This window comes from Mesorhizobium sp. AD1-1 (assembly GCF_020164655.1).
Lineage (GTDB): Bacteria > Pseudomonadota > Alphaproteobacteria > Rhizobiales > Rhizobiaceae > Mesorhizobium > Mesorhizobium ciceri.
On sequence record NZ_JAIUGP010000002.1, the window covers coordinates 366,543 to 381,426 of the forward strand.

Sequence of the window (14,884 nt, forward strand, 5' to 3'; positions counted from 1 at the left end):
GCGCTGAAAGCGTTCACAGTCTGGTGAAACGAAAAAAGGCGGCCGAAGCCGCCTTTTTGAATGAGTTCCGAAAATCTTATTCGGCAGGGGTCGCTTCTGCGGCGGCCTTGGCTGCTGCTTCGGCCTCGGCGGCGGCCTTCTTCTCGGCGGCGTCCTGGGCGGCCTTCTCGACGGCCAGGGCCTCGGCTGCTGCCACCTTCTCGGCTTCGATGCGGGCCTTCTCGGCGTTCAGCGCATCGCGCTCCTCATCGTTCAGCTTGCGGGCGCGCACGCCGGTGTTTTCCGAAATACGGGCCGATTTGCCGCGACGATCGCGCAGGTAGTAGAGCTTGGCGCGACGCACCTTGCCGCGGCGAACGATCTCGACGCCTTCAACCATCGGCGAGTAGACCGGGAACACGCGCTCGACGCCTTCGCCGTAGGAAATCTTGCGAACCGTGAAGTTCTCCTGGAAGCCGGCGCCGGCGCGGGCGATGACGACGCCCTCATAGGCCTGAACGCGGGTGCGGGTGCCTTCGGTCACGCGGACCTGGACGCGCACGGTGTCGCCGGGCTGGAATTCGGGAAGCTTGCGCTTGGCTTCGATCTTGGCGGCCTGTTCGGCCTCGAGCTGACGGAGAATATCCATCTCAAAAGTCCACTTCTTGTTCTTCCGACAGTCAGAGCGTCCGACACTCGCCTTGCAGTTCCATTGACCGCTTGGCTATGCCTTTTGTCTCCAAGACATTTGTCTTTGAAACATCAGGCAGGGGCGACTACACCGTCATTGTTGACGGGTCCGGCAGATTCTTTCTGGCCGGTACGGGCGGGCACATACAGCTATTTCGCCGCTTTGTCACGCCTTGGGCGCGCATTTTCTGCTCGCATGGCACCATCGTAATCCTGCCGTGCCGGGTTGCGCCGGTCGTTCAGGCTTTCTAAAGCCTGAAATAACACAGTTTTGAGCGGCCGCAATTCATGTCTGTCTTCGATGCCATCCTGCTGTTTCTAGCGGGCTTTCTGTCAGGCGCCGCCAATGCGGTCGCCGGTGGCGGCACCTTCATCACCTTCGGCGCCATGACGTTGGTCGGCCTGCCGCCGATTGTTGCCAACGCCACCTCCTCGGTGACGCAATTTCCAGGCTACATCACCTCGACCCTCGCCTACTCGGCCGATATCAGGCACTTCTGGCGCGGCGCGCTGCTGCTGTGCCTGATCTCGGCCGTGGGTGCACTGGCCGGCGCTCTGATCCTTTTGGCGCTCGACAATCCCTCGTTTCGCGCTCTGGTGCCGTGGCTGCTGCTAGCCGCGACGGCCCTGTTCGCCGCCGGCCCCTGGCTGAAACCAGTGCCAAAGCCCGGCCATGAAGCGGCGGTGGGCTCGCTCGCCGGCTCGCTCGCACAATTTCTCACCGCCATCTATGGCGGCTTCTTCGGCGCCGGCATGGGCGTGATGATGCTGGCGACGCTCGGCCTCACCCAGGCCGGCGACTATCACCGGCTGAACGCGTTGAAGAACATGCTGGCCATGGTCATCGCCGCTGTCGCGATCGTCGTCTTCGTCTCGGGCGGCGTCGTCGCCTGGCCGCAGGCGATCATCATGATCCCGGGCGGCGCGCTCGGCGGCTATGCCGGCGTCTGGATCGCCAAGCGGGTGCCGCAAAACGCGGTGCGCGGCTTCGTCGTCGCCGTCGGCCTGTTTTTGGCCTTCTATTATTTTGCCAAGGGCTGAGCAGCGGCAAGCAGGTCCGGACGCCTCTCGGCTGTCAGTCTTTCTGACTCCGCCCGCCGCCAGGCGGCGATCTTCTTGTGATTGCCGGAAATCAGGACCTCGGGAATGTCACGGCCTTCGAACTCCTGCGGCCGCGTATAGTGCGGATGTTCGAGCAGGCCGTTTTCAAAACTCTCTTCCTCGCCCGACATCGCGTTGCCCATGACCCCGGGCAGCAGCCGCACCACCGCGTCGAGCAGCACAAGGGCGGCCGGCTCACCACCCGAGAGAATGAAATCGCCGATCGAGACTTCCTCCAATCCCCGCGCGTCGATCACCCGCTGGTCGACGCCTTCGAAGCGGCCGCACAGGATGACGGCGCCCGGCCCAGCGGCCAGCTCGCGCACACGCGCCTGGGTCAGCGGCTTGCCGCGCGGGCTCATCAGCAGCCGGGGCCGCGCATCGCCTTCCGGCGAAGCATGGTCGATGGCTTTCGCCAGCACGTCGGCGCGCATCACCATGCCGGCGCCGCCGCCGGCGGGCGTGTCGTCGACGGTGCGATGGCGGTCGGTGGCGAAGTCACGGATCTGGATCGTCTCCAGCGACCACGTCCCGGCCTCGAGCGCCCGGCCAGCCAACGACAGGCCGAGCGCGCCGGGAAACATCTCGGGGTAAAGCGTCAGCACCGAAGCGGAAAAACTCACCGGTTGCCCCCGGCATCGCTCGGTCCGCGCGGCCTGCCCTTCGGATCGAAGTCTTCCTCACGCGGACCACCGCCATCCTCGTCATCGACCAGCCCGGCTGCCGCCGGATCGACACGAACAAAACCCTCGGCGATCGACACTTGCGGTACGGCAGCCTGTGTGAACGGGATCAGCACGCCCTTGCGCCCGCCCAGCGTCACGTCGAGAATGTCGCCGCCGCCGAAATTGTGCACCGCGACCACCTTGCCAAGCACGGCACCCGTGTCGTCGCGGACTTCGAGGCCGACGAGGTCGGCATGGTAGAATTCGTCTTCCTCGCCATCGTCCGGCAGCATCGAACGGTCGACGAACAGCTCCGTGCCGGCCAGCGCCTCGGCCGCATTGCGGTCGGCAATGCCCTTGAAACGGACCACGACGACGGTGTTGGCGGGCCTGATGTCGACGATCTGGAAGGCGCGCCCGTCCCTGGCGTAGAGCGGCCCGTAATCGGCCAGCGCCAGCGGCTCGCCGGTGAAGGTCTTCACCCGCAATTCGCCCTTGATGCCATGGGCGGCGCCGATCACGGCCATCTGGACAGGGTTCTGGAGCTTGCTCATGGCGAAATATCCTTTGGCCTGCTCTAGCCCCACGCGGCTGTCATTTCAATGACGGGCTATTCACCGCTTCCTAACCCGAATATCGGAAAATGCCGCCATGCAGGAATTCCTCATCCCGGCCAAACCCGATCTCCAGGCGGCACGCGAAAGCTGGCTGAAGATCCTGGCGCGAGAACGTCGGCTGTCGCCCGAGACGGTGGAAGCCTATGAGCGCGACACGCGTCAGTTCCTGCATTTCCTCACCGGCCATTGCGGCGGCTCGCCCGGCATTTCGGACATCGCCGATCTGCGCCCGGCGGATTTGCGCGGCTTCCTTGCCGCCCGCCGCAATGCCGGCGCCGGCGCCCGCACGCTGGGCCGGGGTCTCGCCGGCATCCGCTCGCTGCTGCGTTTCCTCGAGCGGCGCGGCCTCGCCAATGCGGCCGGTGCGGCGGCACTGCGCGCGCCGCGCCAGCCCAAATCGCTGCCCAAGCCGCTGACGGCGAGCGATGCCAAGCATATCGTTTCCATCGAAGGCCAACTGGCGGAGGAACCCTGGATCGCAGCCCGCAACGCCGCCGTGCTGACGCTGCTCTACGGCTCTGGCCTGCGCATTTCCGAGGCGCTCGGCCTGGCCGGCGCCGATCTGGCGTCGGCGGCCGACACGGTGCTGCGCGTTGCCGGCAAGGGCGGCAAGACGCGCCTGGTGCCGGTGCTGCCGGTGGCGCTCAGGGCAATCGCCGAATATCGCCGGCTCTGCCCCTACCATCTCGACCCCAAGGGCCTGTTGTTTCGCGGCGCCCGCGGCGGCCCGCTCAACCCGGCCATCGTCCAGCGCGACATGGCCAAGCTGCGCTCGGCGCTCAACCTGCCCGATACCGCGACGCCGCATGCGCTGCGCCATTCCTTCGCCACGCATCTGCTCGGCCGCGGCGGTGATTTGCGCACCATCCAGGAACTGCTCGGCCACGCCAGCCTGTCGACGACACAAATCTACACCGGCGTCGACACCGCGAGGCTGCTCGAGATTTATGAGCAGGCGCATCCCAGGGCGTGAACGCCAGTAACGTTCACCATTTGGCCGAAAGCCTCCCCAACGTCGTCGTCCCTGGGCGAAGCAGGAGCGAAGCTCCGTCGCGGAGACCCTGGGATGACGAAGAAATGGGCGTTTCCGCTAATCGTTGAAGCATGAGCCCCATCGACGTCAGTTGAGGGCGATAGCCAGTCCAAGACAATTTCTCAGCACAGGTTAACCGTTTTGCCGCTTTTCAGTTCTAGAAGAGGCTCATGAAACGCGTCATAGCCATCGCCGACCGTGCTGCTTCCGTGTCGCTGAAGCTGCTCGTCGCGCTCAATGTTCTGTTCTTCCTGTCGTTCCTCGCCGTGCTGCTGTTCGCGGCCGGCAAGGCGCATGCCGAAGTCCCGACCTGCACCGGTGCCGACATGCTGTCGGCCCTGCAGAAGAACGATCCGGCGACCTACCGCAAGATCGAAGCGGAAGCCGCCGCGACGCCGAACGGCAAGGGCCTGTTGTGGAAGCTGGAAAAGCCCGGCGAGAAGCCGTCCTTCCTGTTCGGCACCATGCATATGACCGACCCGCGCGTCACCACGCTGCCTCCCGAAGCGCAGAAAGCCTATGACGCCGCCGGCACCATCGTCATCGAAACCACCGACGTGCTCGACAAGCAGAAGATGATGGTAGCGATGCTCAAGGAGCCGGACCTGATGATGTTCACGGATTCGACGACGCTGGCGTCGCTACTGTCGCCCGACGATGCGGCGGCCATGAACACCGCGCTCGACGCACGCGGCATTCCGCCGGCAACGGTTGCCAAGATGAAGCCGTGGATGCTCTCGGCCATGATGGCACTGCCGGCCTGCGAGCTGGCCCGTCAGTCAGGCGGCGCCCCGGTGCTCGATGTCAGGCTGGCGGAAGGCGCGAAGGCTTCCGGCAAGCCGGTGGAAGGATTGGAGACGGCTGAAGGCCAACTGCGCGCCATGGCCTCGCTGCCGCTGGCGTTTCACATGAAGGGCCTCGTCGACACGCTGAAGCTCGGCGACAAGGTCAACGACATCAACGAAACCATGATCGTGCTCTACCAGCGTGGCGACACCGGCATGTTCTGGCCGCTGTTTCGTGCCGCGATGCCGGACCAACAGGACGACCCCGCGGGCTACGCGGCGTTCGAGGAAACCATGATCACCAGCCGCAACAAGGTGATGGTCGAGCATGCCGAACCGATCCTTGCCAAAGGCAACGTCTTCATGGCGGTCGGCGCCCTCCACCTCCCCGGCCCCGAAGGCCTGGTCGAGGATTTCCGCAAGGCCGGTTACACCGTCACGCCTGTCGGACTTTAGTGACTTCAGCTTACTTCGCCAGGATCTGGGCCAGCATCGCCGGAACGACGATCCGGTGAAACGGCATGATGATCGCGAGATAGGCGCGCCCGAGCCAATTGTGCGTCTTGACGATCGTCGTCGCGGCCACCTCTTGCCGGCCGCTGCCAAGATCCCTGACTTCGACCAGGACACGGAAATCGAGATGCCGGTCGTCGAGGCCAAGCACAACCTTGCCGGGAAACTGGCTGATGAGCGGAAATATCCCGATCCGGCCCGACGGCAACACCGCAGTTTCCAAGCCCGTCTTCAGCCGGAACGGCCTGACGGCAAGATTGCGCAGCGCCATGAGCCTGCCGACCCAGGGCGGCGTTCGCCCCAGAGCGCGTTCGGCCGCGCCGAATGCGGTTAAGGAAAGGCCTTCAGTGACCAGCACATAGCGGTCTGCGAACGGGGCTCTGGCGAGAGCATCGCAGTGATTCGGGACAAGCTGAGCTGACGGATTCGTCACGGCAAAACCCTCTGATTCGACCTTAACAGACGCAAACTTGGCGCGCTGCGTGGCGAAACGACGCCACTCCGGCTGCGGAAGGGCAGGATTGTCCTTGTTTTTGGCGTTTTCCAACCCTAGCGTGAAACCAGTTCAATGATTGCGCGTTGTATGGTGTTGATTGATATTTTTCATCCACGGAGGACACTTTTATGGCGAACACACCGAATCCAAACGACCCGTTCAATTCGTCCACCAACGCACCAAGGCCAAGTGGCGGCGGCGGTGGTAGCGGTTGGCTGATTGCCCTGGTCGTCGTTATTCTGGCGGTTGTCGCGTATTATGTTTTCGGAAGAAGTGGTGAGCACCCGGCACCCGCCGAGCCGCCGGCGGCCAGCACACCGGCCCCAGCGCCTGCACCGGCGGAACCGATGAAGCCGGCTGAACCTGCGCCCGCGCCTGCTCCGGCACCTGCAGAACCGGCGCCTGCCCCGGCACCCGTGCCCGCACCGGCTCCTGCGCCGGCACCAGCCCCTGCGCCGGCACCTGCACCGGCCAAGTGATTGGCTCGATATCAGTTACGAACGGCCCGCTGAAAAGCGGGCCGTTTTGTTTTGTAGGGGCCGCCAGAAAGGCCTTTCCAGAAACTCGCTCCGGTGAGTCAGCTGGTGTGGTTTTCGAGAACCGGAGCGCAGCGGACATTGGGTCCGTGAGCAGCGCATGACCCCGAAGATCAGTCCGATTTTCGGAGAGGATCATGCGCCAATCAAAAAGGGTCACAGCATCCTTTGAGCGTCCAGGAGGGACGCGCGGCGCTGTGAAAGCGGAGAAAACCTCGCCAGATGGCCGCCGGAGTAGAGTTTATGAAAGGGCCTTAGATGTGGATCGGCTTGAAGAACGTCGCCAGCGCCGCCTCCTTGATCGCCTCCGACATCGTCGGGTGCGCATGGCAGGTGCGGGCGAGATCCTCCGACGAACCGCCGAACTCCATCAGCACCGCCGCCTCGTGGATCATCTCGCCGGCGCCGAAGCCGACGATATGCACGCCGAGCACGCGGTCGCTTTGCCTGTCGGCGAGGATCTTCACAAAACCGTCCGTGTGCAGCATGGCGCGCGCCCGGCCATTGGCGGTGAACGGGAATTTTCCGACCTTGTAGTCGATGCCGGCCTTCTTCAATTCTTCCTCGGTCTTGCCGACCGAGGCGATTTCCGGGCTGGTGTAGACGACGCTCGGAATGACGTCATAGTTCACGTGGCCGGCCTGGCCGGCAATGGTTTCCGCTACCGCCACGCCCTCATCCTCGGCCTTGTGCGCCAGCATCGGCCCGGCGATGACATCGCCGATGGCATAGATGCCCGGGATATTGGTCTTGAGATGGCCATCGGTCTTGACCCGGCCGCGCTCGTCGACCTCGACGCCGGCTTCCCCGAGCCCGAGGCTGTCGGCATAGGCGCGGCGGCCGGTGGCGATCAGCACGGCATCGGCCTCGATGGTCTCGGCGGCGCCGCCCTTGACCGGCTCGAAGGTGACGGTCGCACCCTTCTTGGCCTTGGCGACGCCGGTGACCTTGGCACCGAGCTTGAACTCGAAGCCCTGTTTGCCCAGCAACCGCTGGAATTGCTTGGAGACCTCGCCGTCCATGCCGCCCAGGATGGTGTCGAGGAATTCGACCACGGTGACCTTGGCGCCGAGCCGCGCCCACACCGAGCCGAGCTCGAGCCCGATGACACCGCCGCCGACCACCACCAGATGGCCGGGAACCTTATCCAGCGACAGCGCGCCGGTCGACGACACGATCACCTTCTCGTCGATGTCGACCTTGACGCCGGGAATGCCGGCGACATCCGAGCCGGTGGCGATGACGATGTTCTTGGTCTCGATCTCCTCGACCTTGCCGTCCTCGGAGGTGACCGACACCTTGCCGGCGGCGAGCACCTTGCCGGTGCCGCGGAAACTGTCGATCTTGTTCTTCTTGAACAGGAAGGCGACGCCGTTGACGTTCGACGACACCGTCGCATCCTTGTGCGCCATCATCTTCTTCAGGTTCAATTTCGGCGCCGATATCTCGACGCCGAGCGTGTCGAAGGAGTGGCCGGCCTCGGCGAACATCTCGGAGGCATGGAGCAGCGCCTTGGACGGGATGCAGCCGATGTTGAGGCAGGTGCCGCCGAAGGTCGCGTTCTTCTCGACCACCGCAACCCTGAGCCCGAGCTGCGCCGCCTTGATGGCGCAGACATAGCCGCCGGGTCCCGATCCGATGATAACGACGTCATAAGCCATGATACTGTCCTTCTGTTTTGAGCATGATGCCGAAAAGTGTGACGCGGTTTTCGGATAACATCATGCTCGATCTGCTTGAGAGCGCTCAGCGGCCGCCGCTTACATTCAGGATCGCGCCCGTCGTATAGGACGCGGCGTCGGAGAGAAGATAGAGAACCGCGCCCGCGACTTCATCCACTGTACCGGCTCTTTTCATCGGCAGCAGATCGCGGAACCGCTCCACCCGGTCCGGCTGCCCGCCGGAGGCGTGGATGTCCGTGTCGATGATGCCCGGCCGCACCGCATTGACGCGGATGCCTTCTAGCGCCACCTCACGGGCGAGCCCGACGGTGAAGGTGTCGATGGCGCCCTTGGAGGCGGCATAATCGACATATTCGCCCGGCGAGCCCAATGTCGCCGCGGCCGACGAGATGTTGACGATGGATCCGCCCGACCCGCCATGACGGGTCGACATGCGCTTCACCGCCTCGCGGGCGCAGAGGAACGAGCCGACGACATTGATGCGCATCATGCGCTCCAGCCGCGAAACATCCATCTCGTCGACGCGCGCCTTGACGTCGACGATGCCGGCATTGTTGACGAAGGCATCGAGCCGTCCATAGGCGCGGTCGACGGCCTCGAACATGGCCACGATATCGGACTCCTTGCCGACATCGCCCTTGACCGCGAAAGCCTCGCCGCCTGCGGCCTCGATCTCGGCGACCAGTGCCTTGGCGGCCTCTTGGTTGGAGGCGTAGTTGATCCCGACGCGATAGCCGGCCTTCGATCCGAGCCGGCAGATCGCGGCGCCGATGCCGCGGCTGCCGCCGGTGACCAGCAGCACCTTTTGCGTCCCGCTCATTCCTGGCATCCCTTCAAGGCAAACACATCCCACGGCACTTTCGAAAATCCGCTGCCGCCATAGACGCTGGATTGGCGCAACGCCGGCCCGAGGTCCGGCAGGATCAGCGTCTTCGGCGCTTCGACGCCTTCAGCCGGCAGCAGTCCGATGTTGCCCTTTTCATCCGCCGTGTAGATGACGCCATGCCAGGGCGTGCAGGCGGCAAGCTCCTCGCCGGTGACGTCGCCCTCGGGGCATTTGTGCATCAGCGCACCGTTCGGCCGCGATACGCCTTCATTCCACATGACGATGCCGTTGAGCACCACATTGTTGTCGAGGATCATCCGGAAGCTGTTGGTGACGGTCGCCGAGGTGCCGGTCGGCGTGAAATCGATCTCGCTGCCGCTCTGGGCGTCGCCATAGACAGCGAGCTCGATCGGACAGGCGGCGTGGGCGCCGGCAGCGGCCAGCATCATGCCGGCCGCGATCGATGCGATCGAAAGCACCTTGGAAAGGCTAAGGGAACGGGTCGTCATTCTGCCGCGCAGATCCCTTCCTCCGGCACACATTCCAACAGCCGGATCAGCACCAGACCTCAGAGATCAAGCACCAGCCGTTCCGGATCCTCCAAGCTTTCCTTGACGCGCACCAGGAACGTCACCGCTTCCTTGCCGTCGACGATGCGGTGATCGTAGCTGAGCGCCAGGTACATCATCGGCCGGATGACGATCTGGCCGCCGACCACGACAGGCCGGTCCTGGATCTTGTGCATGCCGAGAATGCCCGACTGCGGCGCGTTGAGGATCGGGGTCGACATCAGCGACCCGTAAACGCCGCCGTTCGAAATCGTAAACGTGCCGCCCTGCATGTCGGCGACCGACAGCTTGCCGTCGCGCGCGGCGATACCCAGCCGGCCGATGTCCTTCTCGATCTCGGCGATCGACATCTGGTCGGCATCGCGCACCACCGGCACGACGAGGCCCTTTTCAGTGCCGACGGCGACGCCGATATGGGCATAGTTCTTGAAGATGATATCGGTGCCGTCGATCTCGGCATTGACCGAGGGGATTTCCTTCAACGCGTGCGTGACGGCCTTGGTGAAGAAGCCCATGAAGCCGAGCTTCACGCCGTGCTTCTTCTCGAACACATCCTTGTATTTGGTGCGCAGCGCCATCACCGCTGACATGTCGACCTCGTTGAAGGTGGTCAGCATGGCTGCGGTCGACTGCGCTTCCTTGAGGCGGCGCGCGATGGTCTGGCGCAATTTGGTCATGCGCACGCGCTCCTCGCGCGATGCATCGTCGCCCGAGGACGGCGCCCGCACGGCAACCGGTGCCGGTGCTGCTTTCGGCGTCTCGGCCGGCTGCGACGGCGCGCCCTTGGAGATGGCGTCGAGCACGTCACCTTTCAGCACCTGGCCGCGCTTTCCCGAACCGGAGATCTGGTCGACCGAGAGATTGCTTTCGGCGATCAGTTTCGCCGCGGCCGGTGCCGGTGGCATGGTGCGCGGCTCGACCGGGCCGGCATCGCCGGCGATCTTGGCGGTCTCGGCCGCGGCCTGCTTGCCGGTCGATGCCGCATCCGGCGACGAGGCCTGCGACACCGCTTGCGGCTTCGTGGCGGGAGCCGCGCCGCCTGCCGAAATCGACCCCAGCAGCGCGCCGACACCGACCGTCTCGCCTTCCTTGACGGTGATCTCACCCAGCGTGCCGGCGGCGGCGGCAGGCACCTCCACCGTCACCTTGTCGGTCTCGAGCTCGACCAGCGGTTCATCGGCGGCGATTGTATCGCCAACCTTCTTGAACCATTTGCCGACGGTCGCTTCAGTGACGGATTCGCCGAGAGTGGGAACGCGGATTTCGGTAGCCATTGTGCCTGTCCGTTTTCTTTCGGTTCTGTTGTTCGCCCAGATCTTCTCTATTCACCAAGCGCGTCTTCATTCACCAAGCGCGTCTTCGAGCAAGGCGGCGAGCTGGGCGAGATGCTTCGACATCAGTCCGGTCGCCGGCGAGGCGGCGGCCGGACGGCCGGTGTAGCGCACCCGCTGATGCTTGGCGTCGATATGCGCCAGCACCCATTCCAGATACGGGTCGATGAACGACCAGGCGCCCATGTTCTTGGGCTCCTCCTGGCACCACACCATCTCGGCATTGCGGAAGCGCGACAGTTCGGTGATCAGCGCCTTGGCCGGGAACGGGTAAAGCTGCTCGACGCGCAGCAGATAGATGTCGTTGATGCCGCGCTTCTCGCGCTCCTCATAGAGGTCGTAATAGACCTTGCCCGAACACAGCACGACGCGGCGGATCTTGGAATCCTTGACCAGCTTGATCGCTTGTCCGGAAAGCAGCTGCGCATCGTCCCACAGCAACCGGTGGAACGAGCTTTCGCCTGAAATTTCCGGCAGCGTCGACACCGCCCGCTTGTGGCGCAGCAGCGACTTCGGCGTCATCAGAATCAGCGGCTTGCGGAAGTCGCGCTTCAGCTGCCGGCGCAATATGTGGAAGTAGTTGGCCGGCGTGGTGCAGTTGGCGACTTGCATGTTGTCTTCGGCGCAAAGCTGCAGGAAGCGTTCGAGCCGGGCCGAGGAATGTTCCGGACCCTGGCCTTCATAGCCATGCGGCAACAGGCAGACGAGGCCCGACATTCTGAGCCACTTGCGTTCGCCTGACGAGATGAACTGGTCGAACACCACCTGGGCGCCGTTGGCGAAGTCGCCGAACTGCGCTTCCCACAAGGTCAGCGCCTTGGGCTCGGCCAGGCTGTAGCCGTATTCGAAGCCCAGCACCGCCTCTTCCGACAGCATCGAGTTGATGACTTCGTAACCGGCCTGTGCGGCCGACAGATTGTTGAGCGGGATGTAGCGGGTCTCGTCGCGCTGGTCGTAGAGCACGGAATGGCGCTGCGAGAAGGTGCCGCGTTCGGAATCCTGCCCCGACAGGCGGATCGGATTGCCGTCGAGCAGGATGGCGCCGAAGGCCAGCGCCTCGGCCGTCGACCAGTCGATGCCTTCGCCGGACTCGATCGCCTGGCGGCGGTTTTCGAGGAAACGGATGATCGTCTTGTGCGCCTCGAAGTCCTTCGGCACCTCGGTCAGCTTCCTGCCGATTTCCTTCAGTGTCTTGACCGGCACGGCGGTCTTGCCGCGCCGCTGTTCGTCCTGGTTGTCGGCGGTGCGCAGGCCCGACCAGGCGCCGTCGAGCCAGTCAGCCTTGTTGGGCTTGTAATGCTGGCCGACTTCCCATTCGGATTCCAGATGCGCCCGCCAGTCGGCCTTCAACTGGTCGAGCTCGGCCTGGGTGAGGTGACCCTCGGCGATCAGCCGGTCGCCATAGATCTGCACCGTCGTCTTGTGGTTGCGGATGTTGCGGTACATGATCGGCTGGGTGAAGGCCGGTTCGTCGCCCTCATTGTGGCCGAAGCGGCGATAGCAGAACATATCGACCACAACAGGCTTGAAGAACTTCATGCGAAACTCGATCGCCACCTTGGTGGCGTGCACCACGGCTTCCGGGTCGTCGCCATTGACGTGGAAGATCGGTGCTTCGATCATCTTGGCGACGTCGGACGGATAGGGCGAGGAGCGCGAAAAGCGCGGGTTGGTGGTGAAACCAATCTGGTTGTTGATGATGAAATGCAGCGTGCCGGCGACGCGGTGGCCGCGCAGGCCGGACAGGCCGAGGATCTCGGCGATCACGCCCTGACCGGCGAAGGCGGCATCGCCATGCAGCAAGAGCGGCAGCACCTTGGCGCGCTCTTCCAGCGGCACGATTTCCTCGCGGCTGCGGCCGAACAGATAATCCTGCTTGGCGCGCGCCTTGCCCATCACCACCGGATCGACGATTTCCAGATGCGAGGGGTTGGCGGTCAAGGACAGATGCACCTTGTTGCCGTCGAATTCGCGGTCCGACGAGGCGCCTAGATGGTACTTGACGTCGCCCGAGCCTTCGACCTCATCGGGTGCCGCAGAGCCGCCCTTGAACTCATGGAAGATGGCGCGGTGCGGCTTGGCCATCACCTGGGAGAGCACGTTCAGCCGGCCGCGATGCGCCATGCCGAGCACGATTTCCTTCATACCGAGCTGGCCGCCGCGCTTGACGATCTGCTCCAGCGCCGGGATCAGCGCCTCACTGCCATCGAGGCCGAAGCGCTTGGTGCCCTTGTACTTGACGTCGATGAACTGCTCGAAGCCTTCAGCCTCGACCAGCTTCTGCAGGATCGCCTTCTTGCCGGCGGCGGTGAAGGTGATCTCCTTGTCGGCACCCTCGATGCGCGCCTGGATCCAGGCCTTTTCCTCAGGGTCGGAAATATGCATGAACTCGACGCCGAGCGTGGAGCAATAGGTGCGGGTCAGGATTTCCAGCATCTGCCGGATGCTGCCGAATTCAAGCCCCAGCACATTGTCGAGGAAGATCGGCCGGTCGTAATCGGCTTCGGTGAAGCCGTAGTTTTCCGGCGACAGCTCGTTGTAGTCCTCGAGCGGCTTGGCGATGCCGAGCGGATCGAGATTGGCGTGCAGATGGCCGCGCATGCGGTAGGCGCGGATCATCATGATGGCGCGCACCGAATCGCGCGTCGCCTGGTGCACGTCGGCATCGGAGAGGACGACGCCATTGGTGACCGCCTTGTCCTTGACCTTCTTTTCGATCGTCTTCTCGACGATGCCCCAATTGCCGTCGAGCGCCGACACCAGTTCGCCATTGGCCTGCAGCGGCCAGGAGGGCTTGGCCCAGGAGGCGCCCTTGGCGTTCCTGCGCACATCGCCGGAATCGTCTTTCAGCCCGGCGAAGAACTCCTGCCATTCGGGATTGACCGAGGCTGGATCGTCCTCATAGGCGGCATAGAGCGCATCGATATAGTCGGCATTGCCGCCATAGAGGAAAGAGGTGAGAGAAAATTGGTCGTTGGCCTGATCTTGTCTTGCCATTTTTGTCCGCGGAGCCCGGCTCCGTCTCCTGTTTTTGGAGGGGAGTAGGGAAATAAGGGAATAGGGGAGTAGGGCTTTTTGCCGCTGCTATTTTCCCTACTGCCCTACTCCCTTACTCCCCTATTCCCTTACCCTTTGATCGCTTCGACCAAGGTCGTGCCCAGCCTTGCCGGCGACGGCGAAACTTTTATTCCGGCCGATTCCATTGCCGCGATCTTGTCTTCGGCGCCGCCCTTGCCGCCGGAGATGACCGCGCCGGCGTGGCCCATGGTGCGGCCGGCCGGCGCCGTGCGCCCGGCGATGAAGCCGGCCATCGGCTTCTTGCGGCCACGCTTGGCTTCGTCCTTGAGGAACTGCGCGGCGTCTTCCTCGGCCGAACCGCCGATCTCGCCGATCATGATGATCGACTTGGTCTCCTCGTCGGCGAGGAACATCTCCAGCATGTCGATGAACTCGGTGCCTTTGACGGGGTCGCCGCCAATGCCGACGGCGGTGGTCTGGCCGAGGCCGACATTGGTGGTCTGGAACACTGCCTCATAGGTAAGCGTTCCCGACCGCGAAACAACGCCGACCGAGCCCTTGCGGAAGATGTTGCCGGGCATGATGCCGATCTTGCATTCGTTGGGTGTCAGCACGCCCGGGCAGTTCGGGCCGATCAGCCGCGAGGTCGAACGGTCGAGCCTGGCCTTGACCCTGATCATGTCCATCACCGGTATGCCTTCGGTGATGCAGATGATCAGCGGGATCTCGGCCTCGATCGCCTCGAGGATGGCTTCGGCGGCGCCTGCCGGCGGCACATAGACGACGGACGCATTGGCGCCGGTCTTTTCCTTGCCTTCGGCGACGGTGGCGAAGATCGGCAGGCTCTCGCCCTTCGCGCCGGTCCACGTCTCGCCACCCTTCTTGGGATGGATTCCGCCAACCATTTTCGTGCCGTGATAGGCCAGCGCCTGCTCGGTGTGGAACGTGCCGGTCTTGCCGGTCAGGCCCTGCACCAGCACCTTGGTATTCTTGTCGACGAGGATGGACATGGGAGCCCTTTTCTAAAAACCGTTGATCGAGGG

Annotated in this window: 13 protein-coding genes and 1 pseudogene; 3 read left to right on the forward strand and 11 right to left on the reverse strand. The window is 63.8% G+C overall.

Features of this window, described 5'->3' with window-relative positions; genetic code table 11:
* Positions 1-76: 76 nt before the first annotated feature.
* Positions 77-628, reverse strand: a complete 552-nt coding sequence (gene rplS / locus LB519_RS05275) for a 50S ribosomal protein L19 (RefSeq protein ID WP_013528861.1) — start codon at positions 626-628, stop codon at positions 77-79.
* 329 nt (positions 629-957) lie between these two features.
* Here rplS and LB519_RS05280 point away from each other — a divergent pair, with 329 nt between their 5' ends.
* The gene (locus LB519_RS05280) at positions 958-1,710 is read left to right on the forward strand and encodes a sulfite exporter TauE/SafE family protein (protein WP_027163293.1); all 753 of its coding nucleotides are present in this window, start codon (positions 958-960) and stop codon (positions 1,708-1,710) included.
* On the opposite strand, the gene trmD is transcribed toward LB519_RS05280, so the two are convergent.
* Both trmD and rimM read right to left on the reverse strand, forming a co-directional pair.
* Positions 1,692-2,393 carry a tRNA (guanosine(37)-N1)-methyltransferase TrmD gene (gene trmD, locus LB519_RS05285; RefSeq protein ID WP_013528859.1) on the reverse strand — a complete coding sequence of 234 codons (702 nt, stop codon included), beginning with the start codon at positions 2,391-2,393 and terminating at the stop codon, positions 1,692-1,694. The genes LB519_RS05280 and trmD overlap by 19 nt on opposite strands.
* Positions 2,390-2,989 (reverse strand): ribosome maturation factor RimM, encoded by a 600-nt coding sequence (gene rimM / locus LB519_RS05290; protein ID WP_013528858.1) that lies wholly within the window; start codon positions 2,987-2,989, stop codon positions 2,390-2,392. Before rimM ends, trmD begins: the two co-directional genes overlap by 4 nt.
* A gap of 97 nt (positions 2,990-3,086) precedes the next feature.
* Here rimM and LB519_RS05295 point away from each other — a divergent pair, with 97 nt between their 5' ends.
* Both LB519_RS05295 and LB519_RS05300 read left to right on the forward strand, forming a co-directional pair.
* Positions 3,087-4,025: a tyrosine recombinase XerC gene (locus tag LB519_RS05295; protein WP_027163291.1), complete on the forward strand. Its 939-nt coding sequence runs from the start codon at positions 3,087-3,089 to the stop codon at positions 4,023-4,025.
* A gap of 230 nt (positions 4,026-4,255) precedes the next feature.
* On the forward strand, positions 4,256-5,326 hold the full coding sequence (locus LB519_RS05300; RefSeq protein WP_027163290.1) for a TraB/GumN family protein: 1,071 nt from the start codon (positions 4,256-4,258) through the stop codon (positions 5,324-5,326).
* 10 nt (positions 5,327-5,336) lie between these two features.
* Here the strand turns inward: LB519_RS05300 and LB519_RS05305 are convergent, their stop codons facing one another.
* The 8 genes and pseudogenes from LB519_RS05305 to sucD all read right to left on the reverse strand — a co-directional run bounded on the left by LB519_RS05305 (position 5,337) and on the right by sucD (position 14,851).
* Entirely contained in the window at positions 5,337-5,930 is a 594-nt protein-coding gene (locus LB519_RS05305) for a DUF2867 domain-containing protein (RefSeq protein ID WP_224618940.1), read from the reverse strand.
* A gap of 183 nt (positions 5,931-6,113) precedes the next feature.
* Positions 6,114-6,554 carry a hypothetical protein gene (locus LB519_RS05310; RefSeq protein WP_224618942.1) on the reverse strand — a complete coding sequence of 147 codons (441 nt, stop codon included), beginning with the start codon at positions 6,552-6,554 and terminating at the stop codon, positions 6,114-6,116.
* Between the two features lie 115 nt (positions 6,555-6,669).
* A pseudogene (gene lpdA / locus LB519_RS05315) lies at positions 6,670-8,085 on the reverse strand (dihydrolipoyl dehydrogenase); the annotation flags it as partial.
* A 76-nt stretch (positions 8,086-8,161) separates the two neighbouring features.
* On the reverse strand, positions 8,162-8,917 hold the full coding sequence (locus LB519_RS05320) for an SDR family oxidoreductase (RefSeq protein WP_224618944.1): 756 nt from the start codon (positions 8,915-8,917) through the stop codon (positions 8,162-8,164).
* Positions 8,914-9,432, reverse strand: coding sequence for a hypothetical protein (locus LB519_RS05325; protein WP_224618946.1), 519 nt, complete (start codon positions 9,430-9,432; stop codon positions 8,914-8,916). Before LB519_RS05325 ends, LB519_RS05320 begins: the two co-directional genes overlap by 4 nt.
* A gap of 59 nt (positions 9,433-9,491) precedes the next feature.
* Positions 9,492-10,766 carry a 2-oxoglutarate dehydrogenase complex dihydrolipoyllysine-residue succinyltransferase gene (gene odhB, locus LB519_RS05330; RefSeq protein WP_013528851.1) on the reverse strand — a complete coding sequence of 425 codons (1,275 nt, stop codon included), beginning with the start codon at positions 10,764-10,766 and terminating at the stop codon, positions 9,492-9,494.
* 66 nt (positions 10,767-10,832) lie between these two features.
* Entirely contained in the window at positions 10,833-13,820 is a 2,988-nt protein-coding gene (locus tag LB519_RS05335) for a 2-oxoglutarate dehydrogenase E1 component (protein WP_027163286.1), read from the reverse strand.
* A gap of 128 nt (positions 13,821-13,948) precedes the next feature.
* Positions 13,949-14,851 (reverse strand): succinate--CoA ligase subunit alpha, encoded by a 903-nt coding sequence (gene sucD / locus LB519_RS05340; RefSeq protein WP_013528849.1) that lies wholly within the window; start codon positions 14,849-14,851, stop codon positions 13,949-13,951.
* Between the last annotated feature and the right edge of the window lie 33 nt (positions 14,852-14,884).

Coding starts and splice junctions, on each gene's coding strand:
- rplS (WP_013528861.1), bottom strand. CDS start 628: ATGGATATTCTCCGTCAGCTCGAGGCCGAACAGGCCGCCAAGATCGAA.
- LB519_RS05280 (WP_027163293.1), top strand. CDS start 958: ATGTCTGTCTTCGATGCCATCCTGCTGTTTCTAGCGGGCTTTCTGTCA.
- rimM (WP_013528858.1), bottom strand. CDS start 2,989: ATGAGCAAGCTCCAGAACCCTGTCCAGATGGCCGTGATCGGCGCCGCC.
- LB519_RS05295 (WP_027163291.1), top strand. CDS start 3,087: ATGCAGGAATTCCTCATCCCGGCCAAACCCGATCTCCAGGCGGCACGC.
- LB519_RS05300 (WP_027163290.1), top strand. CDS start 4,256: ATGAAACGCGTCATAGCCATCGCCGACCGTGCTGCTTCCGTGTCGCTG.
- LB519_RS05310 (WP_224618942.1), bottom strand. CDS start 6,554: ATGATCCTCTCCGAAAATCGGACTGATCTTCGGGGTCATGCGCTGCTC.
- LB519_RS05320 (WP_224618944.1), bottom strand. CDS start 8,917: ATGAGCGGGACGCAAAAGGTGCTGCTGGTCACCGGCGGCAGCCGCGGC.
- LB519_RS05325 (WP_224618946.1), bottom strand. CDS start 9,432: ATGACGACCCGTTCCCTTAGCCTTTCCAAGGTGCTTTCGATCGCATCG.
- odhB (WP_013528851.1), bottom strand. CDS start 10,766: ATGGCTACCGAAATCCGCGTTCCCACTCTCGGCGAATCCGTCACTGAA.
- LB519_RS05335 (WP_027163286.1), bottom strand. CDS start 13,820: ATGGCAAGACAAGATCAGGCCAACGACCAATTTTCTCTCACCTCTTTC.
- sucD (WP_013528849.1), bottom strand. CDS start 14,851: ATGTCCATCCTCGTCGACAAGAATACCAAGGTGCTGGTGCAGGGCCTG.